This is a genomic window from Massilia horti, assembly GCF_004614195.1.
GTDB lineage: Bacteria > Pseudomonadota > Gammaproteobacteria > Burkholderiales > Burkholderiaceae_D > Telluria > Telluria horti.
This window is the reverse complement of record NZ_SPUM01000109.1, coordinates 147897-162105: the sequence shown is the minus strand read 5'-3', so window position 1 is coordinate 162105 and position 14209 is coordinate 147897. Positions and strand designations below refer to the sequence as shown.

The window sequence follows — 14209 nt, the reverse complement described above, 5'->3', positions numbered from 1 at the left end:
GCCTTATTACAATTCCTTCTAAGAAGGCCGCATCATCTCACGCATGAGTCATAACACAAACGAAGCATTCCTTATTTGCAAAGATGATTCCGGCATTAGCAAAGGACTCAGTAGATGAGCTTGACCGCGATGCCGGTCAGCGCAGTGGCCAGCAGGCCGCGCAGGAAGCGCTCGGGCACGGCGCGCGCGGCCCACGCACCGAGGGTAATCCCGGGCACGGAACCGACCAGCAGGGTCAGCAGCAGCGCCCAATCGATCGAACCCAGCCACCAGTGCGCGACCGCCGCGATCGCCGTCAGCGGCACGGCATAGGCGATGTCGGTGCCCGCCACCTGCGCCGGGGTCAGGCGCGGATAGAGCAGCACCAGCAGCGTGGCCCCGATCGCCCCGGCGCCGATCGACGACACCGTGACCAGCGTGCCCAGCACGGCGCCGGCCACGATGGTCGCCAGCGCGAGCGTCGTGCCTTCGAGCTGGCGGCGGGGACTGGCCTGGATCCACGCGATCATCCGGCGGCGGAACATCAGAGCGAACACCGTGAGCAGCACCGACACCGCGATCGAATAACGGATCACCTGCCCGATACGGTCATCGAGCGCGCCAAAGTGGCGCAGCGCCAGCGCCGCGATGATGGCGGCGGGCAGCGCGCCCAGGCACAAGCGGCGCACGATCTGCCACTGGACGGTGCCGTTGACCCGGTGCGTGATCGTGCCGGCCGCCTTGGTCAGCGAAGCAAAGGCCAGGTCGGTGCCCACGGCGACGGACGGCGAGACGCCGAACAGCAAGGTGAGAAGCGGCGTCATCAGCGAGCCGCCACCCACGCCCGTCATGCCGACCAAGAGACCCACCGCGAAACCCGAGATGATGTACGTAACAGACATGCTTTACCCCTATGTTGAACGCAAGGGTAAAGCGCGCGGCTTGGCGCGCAAACGACAGCTTCCTTATTTGCTTATGCCGAGGCTGTTTTTGAATCGCGTAGGGTGCGCACCTGTGCGCACGCTGTACGGTTGAATGCCGTTGGCAACGGTTTGCACACGTACCGCGTGCGCACAGGTGCGCACCCTACGACACTACGACACCTCGATAGAAAAAACGCGCCTGCCGGCGCGTTTTCTGTTCAAGCCATCCGGCTCACTTATTCGGCTGCGGCGTCAGTCGCAGGTACGGGCGCGGCGCGCTGTAGCCTTTCGGGTACTTTTGCTTGAGCACGTCCGGATCCTGCACCGTCAGCGGGATGATCACGTCGTCGCCATCCTTCCAGTTGCCCGGCGTGGCCACGGTGTAGCCGTCGGTCAACTGCAGCGCGTCGATCACGCGCAACACTTCGTCGAAGTTGCGCCCGGTGCTCATCGGATAGGTGATCGTCAGGCGCACCTTCCTGGCGGGGTCGATCACAAACAGCGAGCGCACCGTGGCGGTGGCCGACTGGTTCGGGTGGATCATGTCGTACAGTTCCGACACGGTCTTGTCCGCGTCGGCGATGATCGGAAAGCCGACCACGGTCGCCTGGGTTTCCTCGATGTCCTTGATCCAGCTTTTGTGCGCGTCGACCGGGTCGACCGACAGCGCGATCGCCTTGACGTTGCGCTTGTCGAATTCCGGCTTGAGCTTGGCGGTCAGGCCCAGTTCCGTGGTGCATACCGGCGTAAAGTCGGCCGGGTGCGAGAACAGCACGACCCACGAGTCCCCTGCCCAATCGTGGAACTTGATCCTGCCGATCGTCGAATCCTGTTCGAAGTCGGGAGCGGTATCGCCCAGACGTAATGTCATCGTCATCTCCAGAAAGTTAGAACATCAAAGGGCCCGGCCGCGGCCGGGGCATCACAAAAACCTGTTGTACAGCACGACCACCCAGGCGGCGGTGGCCAGGCCAATGGCGAGCGCCACCGCCGCGCTGCCAAAGTCCTTCGCGTTCTTCGACAGGGGGTGGCGCTCGAGCGAGATGCGGTCGACCACCGCCTCCAGCGCGGAATTGATCAGTTCGACAATCAGCACCAGCACCAGCACCCCGATCAGGACGAACCGCTCAAAGGCGGATATCTTGAGAAGGAAGGCGACGACGCTGCCAACCAGCAGCGCCACAGTTTCCTGGCGAAATGCCGACTCGTTGCGCCATGCCGAAACCAGACCGTCCGTCGTGTTTGCCGTTGCGGTCACGATGCGCCGCCAGCCGCGCTTGCCTTTGAATTCGCTTGTCATGGGTTCCATCTGCGTTTCCCTGTGTGCTTGCAGAACTGACATTATGCCCTCCCGCCTCAACAGCCAGAAACGCTATTTGCGCCTATCTCTATGCGTTTGCCATTTTTTTTCACCATGTGATATAAAGATGCTGTTTTACCGCACTGCACCAACCACATCATGAAAATCGAAAACGCCGAGCCAGCAAAAACATCGATTCAGGTGATTGAGCGGATGGTCGCCCTGCTCGATGCGCTGGCAACTTATCCCGATCCGGTAACCCTGAAGGAACTGTCGAAGGTGTCCGGATTGCACCCCTCCACCGCACACAGGATTCTCAACGACATGGTCGTGACCCGCTTCGTCGACCGGGTCGAACCAGGCACCTACCGGCTGGGCATGCGCCTGCTCGAACTGGGCAACGTGGTCAAGAGCCGGTTGTCGGTGCGCGAAGCGGCGCTGGGCTTCATGCGCGCCCTGCACAAGAAGACGCAGCAGACGGTCAACCTGTCGGTACGGCAAGGCGATGAGATCGTCTACATCGACCGCGCATTTTCCGAGCGCTCCGGCATGCAGGTGGTGCGCGCGATCGGCGGGCGCGGTCCGCTGCACCTGACTTCGACCGGCAAGCTGTTCCTGTCGGTGGACGAACCAAAGGCGATCCGCGCGTACGCCACGCGTACTGGACTTGCGGGACACAACCGCAATTCGATCACCGACCTGGCGCGCCTGGAGCGCGAGCTGTCGCTGGTGCGCGCACGCGGCTATGCGCGCGACAACGAGGAACTGGAACTGGGCGTGCGCTGCATGGCGGCGGGCATCCATGACGACACGGGCAAGCTGGTGGCCGGCCTGTCGATCTCGGCCCCGGCCGACCGGCTGCAGGAGGATTGGCTGGAAGACCTGGTGACGACAGCGGCGCAGATTTCCGCGACGCTGGGGTTCAGCCCGGCTTCCGCTGCCTGAAGAATCAATGCGCGGCGGGGGCCTCGGTTGCCACCGCCGGCACCGGCTCGGCCGCATGTGCCGCCGAGGAACCGGTCACCGCCGACACTGCCGCGGTGGCGGCATCGGCCGCCGGCTCCACCAGGTTGGCCGGATTGAGCGCCTCCAGCCAGCGCCGCATGCGCCCGGCATCAGCGGTACGCGACATCTTTCCCTTGGAATCGAGGAACACCATGATCACGTTGCGCCCGTGGATCATGGCCTGCATCACCAGGCAGCGCCCGGCTTCATTGATAAAACCGGTTTTCTGCAACCCGATGTTCCAGTCCGGCTGGGCGACCAGGTAGTTCGTGTTATTAAAACGCATCGGCTTGCCGCTGGCCGCGACCACGGAGTTCGGATCGGTCGTGAACTCGCGCAACAGCGCTTCCTGGTGCGCGACCGCCACCAGCTTGGCCAGGTCGCGCGCGCTGGAGACGTTTTCGCTCGACAGCCCGCTCGAATCGACGTAGCGCGTGTCATCCATGCCCAGTTCGCGCGCCTTGTCGTTCATCGCCTGGACAAACGCCGTAATGCCGCCCGGATAGTTGCGGCCGAGCGCGGCAGCGGCCCGGTTTTCCGAGCTCATCAACGCAATGTGCAGCAGGTCGCGCCGCGTCATGCGCGCGCCCACGCGCAGGCGTGAACCGGTGAACTTGAGCCGGTCGACGTCGGCATCGGTAATGGTCAGCACCTCGTCCATGTCCTGGTTGGCCTGCACCACCACCAGCCCGGTCATCAGCTTGGTGATCGAGGCGATCGGCAGCGCGACATTCGCGTTCTTTTCGAACAGCACCTCCGAGCTGCCCTGGTCGAGCACGAAGGCGACGTTCGATTTGAGCGCGAGCGGATCCTGCGTCAGGCCCAGGCCGGCCAGGTCGCCGGCGCTGCGCGAAAACACCTCAGGCGCGGCGCGGCGGACGCGATGGTAGACCACCTTGCGCTTGCCGTGCACCATCTCAATGCGGCGCACCATGCGTTCGCGGTTCTCGTCGGCAATGGCCTGAGCCAGATCCTTGCGCTTGACTCGCGCCTTCTTGACCGTGTGCCGTGCCGGCCGCCCCGCGCCCGCGCTTTCCCCGGTCGACGCACCGGTGGCGAAGGCAGGCTCGTAGACAAACAACAAGGTGAAAATGGCGGCCACCGCAAGCTTATACATCTGGAAAACCCTTTGACGCAGACTGATGAGTTACGGCTTAAAGTTTAGCCGAACAGGACCCAAACTCAAGCGAATTCAATCTCGAATCGAAGTTTTTTACCTAGGCGCAACAAGTGCCTGCGTGAAAAAAACCGTTCGATATCAATAGTATACGCATTACTCGACAAAACGCACGAAACCGGACACCGGCTCGCGCTCGGTCACCAGCGAGTTTTCGATCTTGCCGGGGTCGGCCCAGCCAAGCGCCATGCCGCACACTACAGTTTCGTTTGCCGGAATGCCCAGATGCTCCGAAATAATCCGGTGATATTGCGTAAATGCCGCCTGCGGACACGTATCGAGCCCCCTGCCGCGCGCCGCCACCATCACGTTCTGCAGGAACATGCCGTAGTCGAGCCAGGAGCCTTGCTCGAGGATACGGTCGATGGTGAAGATGAAGCCGACCGGCGCGTCGAAGAACACGAAATTGCGCCCGTGCTGGGCCGCCATGCCGGCCTTGTTCTCGCGCGTGATGCCCAAGAGGCCATACAGGTCCCAGCCCAGCTTGCGCCGCCGCTCGATGAACGGCGATGTCCACTGGCGCGGGTAGTACGCGTATTCCTCGGTGTGCTCGCGGTTACGCTCCGGGTCGCGGTACGCCGCCAGGATCGCCTGCGACAGCCTGTCCTTTGCCGCGCCGGTCAGCACATACGCCTTCCACGGCTGGATATTGGTGCCCGACGGCGCCCGCGCCGCCACCTCCAGGATCTTTTCAATGTCCGCGCGCTCGACCGGCTTGTCCGTGAATGCGCGCACCGAGCGGCGCGAGGTGATGGCCGCGTCCACGGCTTCCTGTTGCGGGCTTGAAATCATTACTTCTCCTATTTCTTCATGACCAGTACGGCGCCGGTGCGAGCACCGGACAGAGCCAAGCCTCTACTGTACCTTGGACAGCGGCAAATTGAACTGTTCAAGAAGAATCGCAAACGGAGGAAGTGCCGCAACACTCCGTAGCTGGAACATTGCCGTTATCGCCACAAAATTGGCAGGAAATCCTTATTTTCGCTGCAATAGCACAACACCTGTGGTCGTTATGGTGCGTCGCACCAAAAATGCTTGACTCCCTTATCAAACTCAGTAAGAATTGATCCTGTTGCGACGCACAATTCCATGCGCCGCCTTGAAACTGAACGCCCTGCTTCGCCGCCCCCTTGGCAACATTCGTCCACGAAACGACCTAATTGGAGAGCCACATGTTTGCAATTCCCGAGCAGTTCTCGAACGCCACCAAAGCCAACCTCGAATCGCAATTTGCGACGCTGTCGTCGCTGACCTCCAAGACTTTTGAAGGTCTGGAAAAGCTGGTGGACCTGAACATCAGCGCCGCCAAGGCCACGCTGGAAGACGCCTCGAACAACGCCCGCCAATTGCTGTCGGCCAAGGATGCGCACGAGTTCTTCTCGCTGTCCGCCGCGCAGGCCCAGCCGACCGCTGAAAAGGCCCTGTCGTACGGCCGCCAGCTGGCATCGATCGCCGCCGGCACCGGCGCCGAGTTCTCCAAGGCCGCCGAACACCAGATCGTCGAAGCCAACCGCAAGGTGATCTCGCTGGTTGACGAAGTGAGCAAGAACGCGCCGGCCGGCTCGGAGACCATCGTTGCCGCCATCAAGACCGCGATCAGCAACGCCAACGCCGGTTACGAGCAGTTCAGCAAGACCACCAAGCAAGCGGTCGAAGCTGTGGAAAGCAACCTGAACGCAGCTGTTGCCCAGTTCGCCCAGACCGCACGCAAGCCTGCTCCGGCCACCGCGGCTGCCTAAGCCTCACGCGCCCAATAAGAACGGGGCCAGAACCGATGGGGTTCTGGCCCCGTTTTCATTCGGTAGCAAACGCTGGCGGGATGCGAGCGATGACCGCGTGCGCACAGGTGCGCACCCTACGCCTCCGGCAAGCGGCGCCTATCTCCGTAGGGTGCGCACCTGTGCGCACGCGGTACGGCTGATCTGCGTTAGCGCGCGCCCCCTCCGGCAAACCGTGCTTATTCCCCGAGATACGCCGCCTGCACCCGCGGATCGTGCAGCATATCCTCGGCCTTGCCGCTCATCGTGATCGCGCCCGAATCCATCACGTACCCGCGATTCGCAGCCTGCAGCGCCAGCCTGGCGTTCTGCTCGACCAGCAGGATCGTGATCCCCTGCTTCGACACATCGCGGATCACCTCAAAAATCTTCTCCACCATGATCGGGGCCAGGCCCATCGACGGCTCGTCCAGCAGCAGCAGCGTCGGGTGGCACATCAGCGCGCGCGCCATCGCCAGCATCTGCTGTTCGCCGCCCGACAGCGTCCCGGCCAGTTGACCGTCGCGCTCCTTCAGCCGCGGGAACACCGTGTACCACTTGTCGATGTCGGCATCGATCCCTGCCTGGTCGCGCCTGGTGTAGGCACCCATCAGCAGGTTCTCGTGAATCGTCATGCGCGTGAACACGCCGCGCCCTTCCGGCACCATCGCCAGCTTCTGCTCGACCAGCTTAAACGAGCGCGCGCCCTTGAGCGGCTGGCCCAGGTATGAGATCGTCCCTTCCACCTTGCACGACGGGAGCGTGCCGGTGATGGCCTTGAGCGTCGTGGTCTTGCCCGCGCCGTTGGCGCCGATCAGCGTCACCAGCTCGCCCTTGTTCACTTCGAGGTCGACGCCCTTGACCGCCTTGATGCCGCCATACGCAACCTTCAGGCCCGAGATTTTCAGAATGTTCTCGCTCATTGGTGAGCACCTCCCAGGTACGCCTCGATCACGGCCTTGTCCTTCTGGATCTCGGACGGCAGCCCTTCCGCGATCCGCTTGCCGTACTCGAGCACCGTAATGCGGTCGCACAGGCCCATCATCAGCTTCACGTCGTGCTCGATCAGCAGCACGGTCGTGCCCTGGGCCTTGATTTTGACGAGCAGCTCGCGCAGCGCCAGCTTTTCGGTCGCGTTCATGCCAGCCGCAGGCTCGTCCAACGCCAGCAGCTTGGGCTCGGTCGCGAGCGCGCGCGCGATCTCCAGACGCCGCTGGTCGCCATACGACAGGTATTTGGCGGTGCGGTTGGCGAACTGCCCAATGCCCACGAAATCGAGCAGCTCCTGGGCGCGCAAGCGGATCTCCGCTTCCTCCTGAACCGCGGCCTTGTGGCGGAAGATCGCGCCGAACACGCCCTGCCGGGTGCGCACGTGGCGCCCGACCATCACGTTTTCGAGCGCGGTCATCTCGCCGAACAAGCGGATGTTCTGGAAGGTGCGCGCGATCCCGGCCTTGGCCACCTGGTGCGGCGCGGACGGCGAATATGGTTTGCCGGCCAGTTCGAAAGTGCCGCTGTCGGGCTGGTACAGGCCGGTGATCACGTTGAAGAAGGTGGTCTTGCCGGCTCCGTTCGGGCCGATCAGGCCGTAGATCTGGCCTTTCTTGATCTGGATGCCGACGTCGGTCAGCGCCTGCAGGCCGCCGAAACGCTTGTTCACGCCGGAGATGTTCAGAAGGATTTCGCTCATAGTCTTGCCCTCGGCCTCAAGCCGGCGTCGTCTCCGCCTTGTCCTCTACCTCTTCCCTTTCGGTCGCGGCGACCGGCCGGTCCTCCCTGTTCGGCGACGGCCACAGGCCGGCCGGGCGGTACAGCATGATCGTCACCATCGCCAGGCCGTACAGCAGCTGGCGCAGCACCTCGGCCTCGATCAGGACCTTGCCGAACATCGCGTGCTGCGCGGGTTCCACCACGTGGCGCAGCACTTCCGGCAGCGCCGCCAGCAGCACACCACCGACGATCACGCCCGGGATATGGCCAATGCCGCCCAGGACCACCATCGCCAGCACCGCGATCGATTCGGTCAGCGAAAACGACTCCGGCGACACGAAGCCCTGGAACGCGGCGAACATGGCGCCGGCGACGCCGCCGAACGAGGCGCCCATCGCGAACGCGAGCAGCTTGACGTTGCGGGTGTTGATGCCCATTGCCTTGGCCGCGATCTCGTCCTCGCGGATCGCGACCCACGCGCGGCCCAGGCGCGAATGCTGCAGGCGGCTGGTGATGAACACCACCGCGATGCACAGGAAAAGGAACAGGAAGTAGTATGCGTTCACCGACGGCATGCCGAAGCCGCCAACGTAGACCGTGGCGCGCGATCCCGGCTCGCCGGCGAGCGAGACGCCGAAGATGCGGATCGGATCGATCATGTTGATCCCCTGCGGCCCGTTGGTGAAGTTAATCGGGTCGTTCAGGTTGTTCATGAAGATGCGGATGATCTCACCGAAGCCGAGCGTGACAATCGCCAGATAGTCGCCACGCAGCTTGAGCGTAGGCGCACCCAGGAGCGCGCCGAAGAACGCCGCGGCCAGCGCCGCCAGCGGCACGATGAACCACACCGACAGGTGAATGCCGTCGGTGCGGATCTCTTCGCCAAACAGCTTGACCAACGCTTCCCCGAACGCGGGCCAATAGTTCACTACCGATTCGAGCAGCGACGCGAACTGCGGCGACGCGAACAGGCCAGTGAGATAGGCCCCCACCGCAAAGAACGCGATGTAACCCAGGTCGAGCAGGCCGGCGAAGCCGACCACGATGTTCAGGCCCAGCGCCAGCATGATGTACAGGAGCGCCATGTCGATGATGCGCACCCACGAGTTACCGAACTGCGAGGCGACGAACGGGAACACCAGCAGTACCGCAAGCAGCAGCCCCATCGAGATATATGCCTGGCGCGGCTTGTGCCGGACGTCGAAGGACAGGAAAGCCATGTTCGATCTCCCCGGTTTTTAAGCGCGGTCGGCCACGCGTTCGCCCATGATGCCGGACGGGCGCACGGTCAGCACGAGGATCAGCACGATAAAGGCGAAGATGTCCTGGTAATTACTGCCCAGGAAGCCGCCGGTCAGGTCGCCGATGTAGCCGGCGCCCAGGCTTTCGAGGATGCCCAGCACGATCCCGCCGATCATCGCGCCGTAGATGTTGCCAATGCCGCCCAGGACCGCAGCGCAGAACGCCTTCATGCCCGGCAGCGTGCCCATCGCGAACTGGATCGACGCATAGTTCGCGCCCCACATCACGCCGGCCACGGCGGCCAGTGCGGCGCCAATCGCGAAGGTGGCCACGATCACGCGGTTCGAATCGACGCCCATCAGGCCCGCCACCCGCGGGTTTTCGGCCACCGCGCGCATCGCGCGGCCCATTCGGGTGCGCTCGACCAGCATCACCAGGCAGAACATAGCGACGGCCGCCAGCACCAGCAGCAGCACCTGGGTTGGCGAGATCATGGCGCCGGCAATCATGATCGGATCAGACGACAGAAGCTGCGGGAATGGCAGCGGGCTGCGGCCCCAGATCTGCATCGCGAGCGTCTGCAGCAGGATCGACACGCCAATCGCGGTGATCAAGGGCGCCAGGCGCGGCGCGTTGCGCAGGCGCCGGTAGGCGACGCGCTCGATTAGCATGGAAAGCGCCATCGCAACCGGAATCGCGCCAATGATCGCGATCGCCAGTTGGACATAGCCGGGCAAGCCGGGCACGTACACGCCGAGCAGCTTGAGGATCGACAGGCCGACCATGGCGCCGATCATCAGCACATCGCCATGGGCGAAATTAATCAGATTCAGCACCCCGTACACCATCGTGTAGCCGAGGGCGACCAGTGCGTACATACTGCCCAGCACCAGCCCGTTGAGGATCTGTTGGACGAAAGTCTCCATCGAATGCTTGCCTCTCTCAATCTCTAACAAAAACGGCACCCCGAGAATTCCCGAAGTGCCGCTCTTGGCCAGACGTTTCACCAAACCTGTTCTTCACTGCGGCCGCGCCCCGCTGCGCATGGCGGCAGTTCCCACGACAAAAATTCCGAGCGTCGCCATCATAGCGAGGTTTTTGGAAAAGTAATATCGGAAAATCACATGATGGCCGAATATTGTTTTTCTTTCTAGTCACACGGCTACCGAAGGGTGGGCGGGGCCCGTTCGTATGCGGTAATGCCGTAGGGTGCGCACCTGTGCGCACGCGGTACCCTCGTATGCCGTTGGCGCGTGCGTGCACACGTACCGCGTGCGCACGGGTCCTCGGCGGCCCCGCGCCCCCTACGGTGATCCGATCAGGCCGCGGCCACCTTGCCGCCATCGAGTCCCTTCGGCAACGGGAACGTCACGTTCTCTTCCACACCCTCGAGCGGACGCACGCTTGCCGCGCCCAGTGCCTTCAGGTGGTCGATCACCGCCTGCACCAGCACTTCCGGCGCCGACGCACCCGCCGTCACCCCGATCCGCTTCTTACCAACGATCCATTGCGGATCGATCTTCCCGGCATTGTCGACCATGTAGGCCGGCGTGCCCTTCTTTTCAGCCACTTCGCGCAGCCGGTTCGAGTTCGAACTGTTCGGGCTGCCAACGACAATCACCACTTCCACCTGCGGCGCCATGAACTTCACGGCTTCCTGGCGGTTGGTGGTCGCGTAGCAGATGTCGCCCTTCTTCGGCTCGATAATGGTCGGGAAGCGGCGCTTGAGCGCGGCAATGATGTCCGCCGTGTCGTCCACCGACAGCGTGGTCTGCGACACATAGGCCACTAGGTCAGGGTTGGCAACCTGCAGCTTTTCCACGTCCGCCACAGTCTCGACCAGGTGCATGCCTTCTTCGGCCTGGCCCATCGTGCCTTCCACTTCCGGGTGGCCGGCGTGGCCGATCATGATGATCTCGCAACCCTGCTTGCGCATCTTCGACACCTCGACGTGCACCTTGGTCACCAGCGGACAGGTCGCATCGAAAATCGTCAGCCCGCGCGATTCGGCTTCGCGCCGCACCGCCTGCGACACGCCGTGCGCCGAAAACACCAGCGTATTGCCGGCTGGGACGTCGTCGAGTTCCTCGATGAAGATCGCGCCCTTGTTACGCAGGTCTTCCACAACATAGGCGTTGTGCACGATCTCGTGGCGCACATAGATCGGCGCGCCAAATTGCTTCAGGGCACGTTCGACGATCTCGATGGCGCGGTCGACGCCCGCGCAAAATCCGCGCGGCTGGGCTAACAGAATTTCGTTTTGCATACGTTTCCTGGTTAGAGAACCGAAATCAGTTTCACTTCGAACGTCATGGCCTGGCCGGCCAGCGGGTGGTTGAAGTCGAACACGGCCGAATCCGCACGCATTTCGCGCAGCACACCTGCAAATCGGCCGCCGCCGGGAGCGTTAAAGGTGACCAGGTCGCCCACCTGGTAATCGGCGTCGGGTTCCGAGTTCGCGTCGAGCGTGGCCTTGGAGACGGTCTGGATCAGTTCGGGATTGCGCTCGCCGAAGCCTTCTGCTGCGGAAATCTCGAAGGTCTCATGCGCGCCTTCTGGCAGCCCCATGAGTTTGGCTTCGAGAAACGGCGCCAGCTGGCCCTGCCCCAGCATGAGCGTAGCAGGAGTGCCGCCGAAGGTAGTGACAATATCCGTGCCATCGGCAGCGGCAAGCCGATAATGCAGGGTCAGGTAGGCCGATTCGGTGACGATGGCAGGAGATGCGTTGGACATGACTCGATGTTGTGACAGACAAACCGTTATTGTAAGCCACTAGCAGCGCTTGCGCCGCAGTGTCCGGCAGGAGCCAGATCAGTACCGCCCGCCATCGCAAGCCGATAATGCCGGATCAGGCAAGCGGATGCGAGGAAAGCAATGGCAATCAATCAGTGGCCCGAACAAGATCGCCCGCGCGAGCGCCTGGTGCGCGAAGGGGCACAGGCACTATCGAATCCTGAACTGCTGGCAATCTTCCTGCGCGTGGGCGTACGCGGCAAGAACGCGGTCGAACTGGCGCAGGAGATGCTCGAACATTTCGGCGGGTCGCTGCAGCGCCTGTTCCATTCCAGTCTGGACGAGTTCTCGGCTGTGAACGGGCTGGGCCTGGCCAAGTACGCCCAGTTGCAAGCCGTGCTGGAGCTGGCGCGCCGCGCCTTTAACGAGCAGTTCGCGCGAGAATCGCTGTGCTCGCCGGATGCGGTGAAAACCTACCTGCGCAGCAAGTTCGGCTGCCAGCCACACGAATCCTTCGTCGTGCTGTTCCTGGACGTGAAGAACCGCCTGATCGACACACAGGAAATGTTTACCGGCACCCTCACCCACACCAGCGTCTACCCACGCGAAGTGGTCAAGGCGGCACTACGGCGCAACGCGGCCGGGGTCATGCTCGCGCACAACCATCCATCTGGGGTATGCGAGCCAAGCGATGCTGACCTGCGCTTGACCAATGCGCTGGTGCAGGCCCTTGCCCTAATTGACGTGCGCGTGCTCGACCACTTTGTTGTAGCGGGGTCACACGTACACTCCTTCGCAGAAAACGGCCAGCTTTAAGGTTCTCTACATAAGAATGACGAGTCTCGGGACGTGCGGGCCTCGTCGCATCAGCAGTTAGCCAGACCGGTTGAAACGATTATGTAAGGCGTCGGTCTGAGCGCAAAGTTATACATTTTCAGCATGCGTTTCACCGATAGCGTAGCGGTGATATGCAAACACACCTCTGGCACCGTTTACGAACATCAGCAACACAACTATGGCCAGCGGCAACCCTGCTACGCCTTGTGCTGGGGCCAGAAGAGCCTTCTCAATAACAAAAAGTACGACGCCGGCCACAGCGAAAAACTTCGAATACTTCTTTATGCGCCACGCTATGACTGCAAACAGAACGGCGTCAATATACGCCAAAGGGCCAACTGCTACGATTTCCTTTTGAAGCATTAATGCAAAAGTTGCGAATGCTGCGGTGACGACAGCAACGATCACCGCAGCCCAGTAACCAGCCTTTGATGCTTCAATCGCGCTTGCTTGATCAGTGATGGTTGGCCACCACCAATTTTTAGATTTCTTCTCAGCCATGGACTCCTCCCTTGGTTGCATATTGTTTTAGGTTGACCAGCGCGAAACGCCAGCGATAGCACTACCGTCACTGCCATGGATTTCCAACCCTGAACCAACCGTCAACTTACGTGTCATTGTCCAGCGGACTGTACATGGATCATTGTAAAGATCCCAGCACTTTCGAAAATTTGGGGAGTTTCATTTCGATTGATTTTCGCTGGAATTCCTGAGCCGTAAGAGGACCAACAGCTATTTTAGCTGGATCACCATAGGGCGTATCGTCCCTTGAGTCGATTATGAAGTAATTGGTCTTACTTCGAGCACCGTTTGGGTGCTGTGATGGCAAGCGCCGGGGTTTTGTTAAATGCTCTTAGCCGTCAGAGTCAAGATCCATAAGCTGATCAACCTGCTCTTGGCTCCAAAATCCTTTCCTCACCCTATAGAAAACGACAGCGAAAATTATTAGGGCTAGACCGATAGAGAAATATTGCTCGTATTTGTCGAGAGGCCCGGACAACAATCCCGGCCGCAAAGCAGAACAAATCAGCAAATAGGAAATTAAGCTGATTATTCCCGATACCAAGGCCGACATGAACACGCCTGTTTTATGCATTTAGTCCAGTTTAAAAGGAGCGAATGGTAGCGAATGCAAAGACGGTGAGGCTAGCTCAAGAATAACAACGCAGCTTAACAATGTCCACAAGGTTGAATGGAGAAGCGGGGGGCGAACTCGGCGCTCGCTCTGCTACTGCGCCATTGAGCGGCAATCCACCCCGACGTTGCCACAGTACAACGTTTTCTAGTTTTCAAACTGCTATCGATTTATTCCCCGCCCGCCTGAAGTGGTCAAGTCGGCGCTGCGGCGTAACTGCCGGGGTCATGCGAGTCAAGTGATGCTAACCTGCGCTTGACCGATGCTCCGGGTACAAGCCCTACTCGGTCGATAGGCGCGTGCTCCACTTCGTTGTGGCCGCGTCATACATCCGTTCCTTCACGGAAAACGGCCAACTTTAAGGCCCGGAAACCCGCCCCCGGCCCGATTTTACAATTGTTAAATCAAGTG

Annotated in this window: 15 protein-coding genes; 3 read left to right on the top strand and 12 right to left on the bottom strand. The window is 61.4% G+C overall.

Features of this window, described 5'->3' with window-relative positions:
* Positions 1-107: 107 nt before the first annotated feature.
* From E4O92_RS16970 to E4O92_RS16960, 3 genes are all read right to left on the bottom strand, one after another.
* A complete protein-coding gene (locus tag E4O92_RS16970; RefSeq protein ID WP_135190799.1) occupies positions 108-881 on the bottom strand; it encodes a sulfite exporter TauE/SafE family protein in 774 nt (257 codons plus the stop codon).
* Between the two features lie 253 nt (positions 882-1134).
* Positions 1135-1773, bottom strand: a complete 639-nt coding sequence (locus E4O92_RS16965) for a peroxiredoxin (protein ID WP_135190800.1) — start codon at positions 1771-1773, stop codon at positions 1135-1137.
* A 51-nt stretch (positions 1774-1824) separates the two neighbouring features.
* Positions 1825-2211 carry a diacylglycerol kinase gene (locus E4O92_RS16960; protein ID WP_135190801.1) on the bottom strand — a complete coding sequence of 129 codons (387 nt, stop codon included), beginning with the start codon at positions 2209-2211 and terminating at the stop codon, positions 1825-1827.
* Between the two features lie 150 nt (positions 2212-2361).
* Between E4O92_RS16960 and E4O92_RS16955 the strand changes: the two genes are divergently transcribed.
* Positions 2362-3147 (top strand): IclR family transcriptional regulator, encoded by a 786-nt coding sequence (locus E4O92_RS16955; RefSeq protein WP_135190802.1) that lies wholly within the window; start codon positions 2362-2364, stop codon positions 3145-3147.
* 4 nt (positions 3148-3151) lie between these two features.
* On the opposite strand, the gene pbpG is transcribed toward E4O92_RS16955, so the two are convergent.
* Both pbpG and E4O92_RS16945 read right to left on the bottom strand, forming a co-directional pair.
* A complete protein-coding gene (gene pbpG, locus E4O92_RS16950; protein ID WP_135190803.1) occupies positions 3152-4324 on the bottom strand; it encodes a D-alanyl-D-alanine endopeptidase in 1173 nt (390 codons plus the stop codon).
* A gap of 156 nt (positions 4325-4480) precedes the next feature.
* Complete coding sequence (locus tag E4O92_RS16945; protein ID WP_135190804.1) at positions 4481-5176, bottom strand: nitroreductase; 696 nt, start codon at positions 5174-5176, stop codon at positions 4481-4483.
* A gap of 380 nt (positions 5177-5556) precedes the next feature.
* Between E4O92_RS16945 and phaP the strand changes: the two genes are divergently transcribed.
* Positions 5557-6123, top strand: coding sequence for a TIGR01841 family phasin (phaP, locus tag E4O92_RS16940; RefSeq protein WP_135190805.1), 567 nt, complete (start codon positions 5557-5559; stop codon positions 6121-6123).
* A 218-nt stretch (positions 6124-6341) separates the two neighbouring features.
* On the opposite strand, the gene E4O92_RS16935 is transcribed toward phaP, so the two are convergent.
* From E4O92_RS16935 to E4O92_RS16910, 6 genes are all read right to left on the bottom strand, one after another.
* Entirely contained in the window at positions 6342-7064 is a 723-nt protein-coding gene (locus tag E4O92_RS16935) for an ABC transporter ATP-binding protein (RefSeq protein WP_135190806.1), read from the bottom strand.
* A complete protein-coding gene (locus tag E4O92_RS16930; protein ID WP_135190807.1) occupies positions 7061-7831 on the bottom strand; it encodes an ABC transporter ATP-binding protein in 771 nt (256 codons plus the stop codon). The genes E4O92_RS16935 and E4O92_RS16930 overlap by 4 nt, the downstream gene beginning before the upstream one ends.
* 16 nt (positions 7832-7847) lie before the next feature.
* A complete protein-coding gene (locus tag E4O92_RS16925; protein ID WP_135190808.1) occupies positions 7848-9071 on the bottom strand; it encodes an ABC transporter permease subunit in 1224 nt (407 codons plus the stop codon).
* Positions 9072-9089: 18 nt separating this feature from the next.
* Positions 9090-10019, bottom strand: coding sequence for a branched-chain amino acid ABC transporter permease (locus E4O92_RS16920; protein ID WP_135190809.1), 930 nt, complete (start codon positions 10017-10019; stop codon positions 9090-9092).
* Between the two features lie 392 nt (positions 10020-10411).
* Positions 10412-11359 (bottom strand): 4-hydroxy-3-methylbut-2-enyl diphosphate reductase, encoded by a 948-nt coding sequence (ispH, locus tag E4O92_RS16915; protein ID WP_135190810.1) that lies wholly within the window; start codon positions 11357-11359, stop codon positions 10412-10414.
* An 11-nt stretch (positions 11360-11370) separates the two neighbouring features.
* Positions 11371-11826, bottom strand: coding sequence for an FKBP-type peptidyl-prolyl cis-trans isomerase (locus tag E4O92_RS16910; RefSeq protein ID WP_135190811.1), 456 nt, complete (start codon positions 11824-11826; stop codon positions 11371-11373).
* Between the two features lie 141 nt (positions 11827-11967).
* On the opposite strand from E4O92_RS16910, the gene radC reads away from it, so the two are divergent.
* The gene (radC, locus tag E4O92_RS16905) at positions 11968-12642 is read left to right on the top strand and encodes a RadC family protein (protein WP_135190812.1); all 675 of its coding nucleotides are present in this window, start codon (positions 11968-11970) and stop codon (positions 12640-12642) included.
* A gap of 108 nt (positions 12643-12750) precedes the next feature.
* On the opposite strand, the gene E4O92_RS16900 is transcribed toward radC, so the two are convergent.
* Positions 12751-13164 (bottom strand): hypothetical protein, encoded by a 414-nt coding sequence (locus E4O92_RS16900; RefSeq protein WP_135190813.1) that lies wholly within the window; start codon positions 13162-13164, stop codon positions 12751-12753.
* Positions 13165-14209: the final 1045 nt, after the last annotated feature.

Coding starts and splice junctions, on each gene's coding strand:
- E4O92_RS16970 (WP_135190799.1), bottom strand. CDS start 881: ATGTCTGTTACGTACATCATCTCGGGTTTCGCGGTGGGTCTCTTGGTC.
- E4O92_RS16955 (WP_135190802.1), top strand. CDS start 2,362: ATGAAAATCGAAAACGCCGAGCCAGCAAAAACATCGATTCAGGTGATT.
- E4O92_RS16935 (WP_135190806.1), bottom strand. CDS start 7,064: ATGAGCGAGAACATTCTGAAAATCTCGGGCCTGAAGGTTGCGTATGGC.
- E4O92_RS16910 (WP_135190811.1), bottom strand. CDS start 11,826: ATGTCCAACGCATCTCCTGCCATCGTCACCGAATCGGCCTACCTGACC.
- phaP (WP_135190805.1), top strand. CDS start 5,557: ATGTTTGCAATTCCCGAGCAGTTCTCGAACGCCACCAAAGCCAACCTC.
- E4O92_RS16900 (WP_135190813.1), bottom strand. CDS start 13,164: ATGGCTGAGAAGAAATCTAAAAATTGGTGGTGGCCAACCATCACTGAT.
- radC (WP_135190812.1), top strand. CDS start 11,968: ATGGCAATCAATCAGTGGCCCGAACAAGATCGCCCGCGCGAGCGCCTG.
- E4O92_RS16945 (WP_135190804.1), bottom strand. CDS start 5,176: ATGATTTCAAGCCCGCAACAGGAAGCCGTGGACGCGGCCATCACCTCG.
- pbpG (WP_135190803.1), bottom strand. CDS start 4,324: ATGTATAAGCTTGCGGTGGCCGCCATTTTCACCTTGTTGTTTGTCTAC.
- E4O92_RS16965 (WP_135190800.1), bottom strand. CDS start 1,773: ATGACATTACGTCTGGGCGATACCGCTCCCGACTTCGAACAGGATTCG.
- ispH (WP_135190810.1), bottom strand. CDS start 11,359: ATGCAAAACGAAATTCTGTTAGCCCAGCCGCGCGGATTTTGCGCGGGC.
- E4O92_RS16960 (WP_135190801.1), bottom strand. CDS start 2,211: ATGGAACCCATGACAAGCGAATTCAAAGGCAAGCGCGGCTGGCGGCGC.
- E4O92_RS16920 (WP_135190809.1), bottom strand. CDS start 10,019: ATGGAGACTTTCGTCCAACAGATCCTCAACGGGCTGGTGCTGGGCAGT.
- E4O92_RS16930 (WP_135190807.1), bottom strand. CDS start 7,831: ATGAGCGAAATCCTTCTGAACATCTCCGGCGTGAACAAGCGTTTCGGC.
- E4O92_RS16925 (WP_135190808.1), bottom strand. CDS start 9,071: ATGGCTTTCCTGTCCTTCGACGTCCGGCACAAGCCGCGCCAGGCATAT.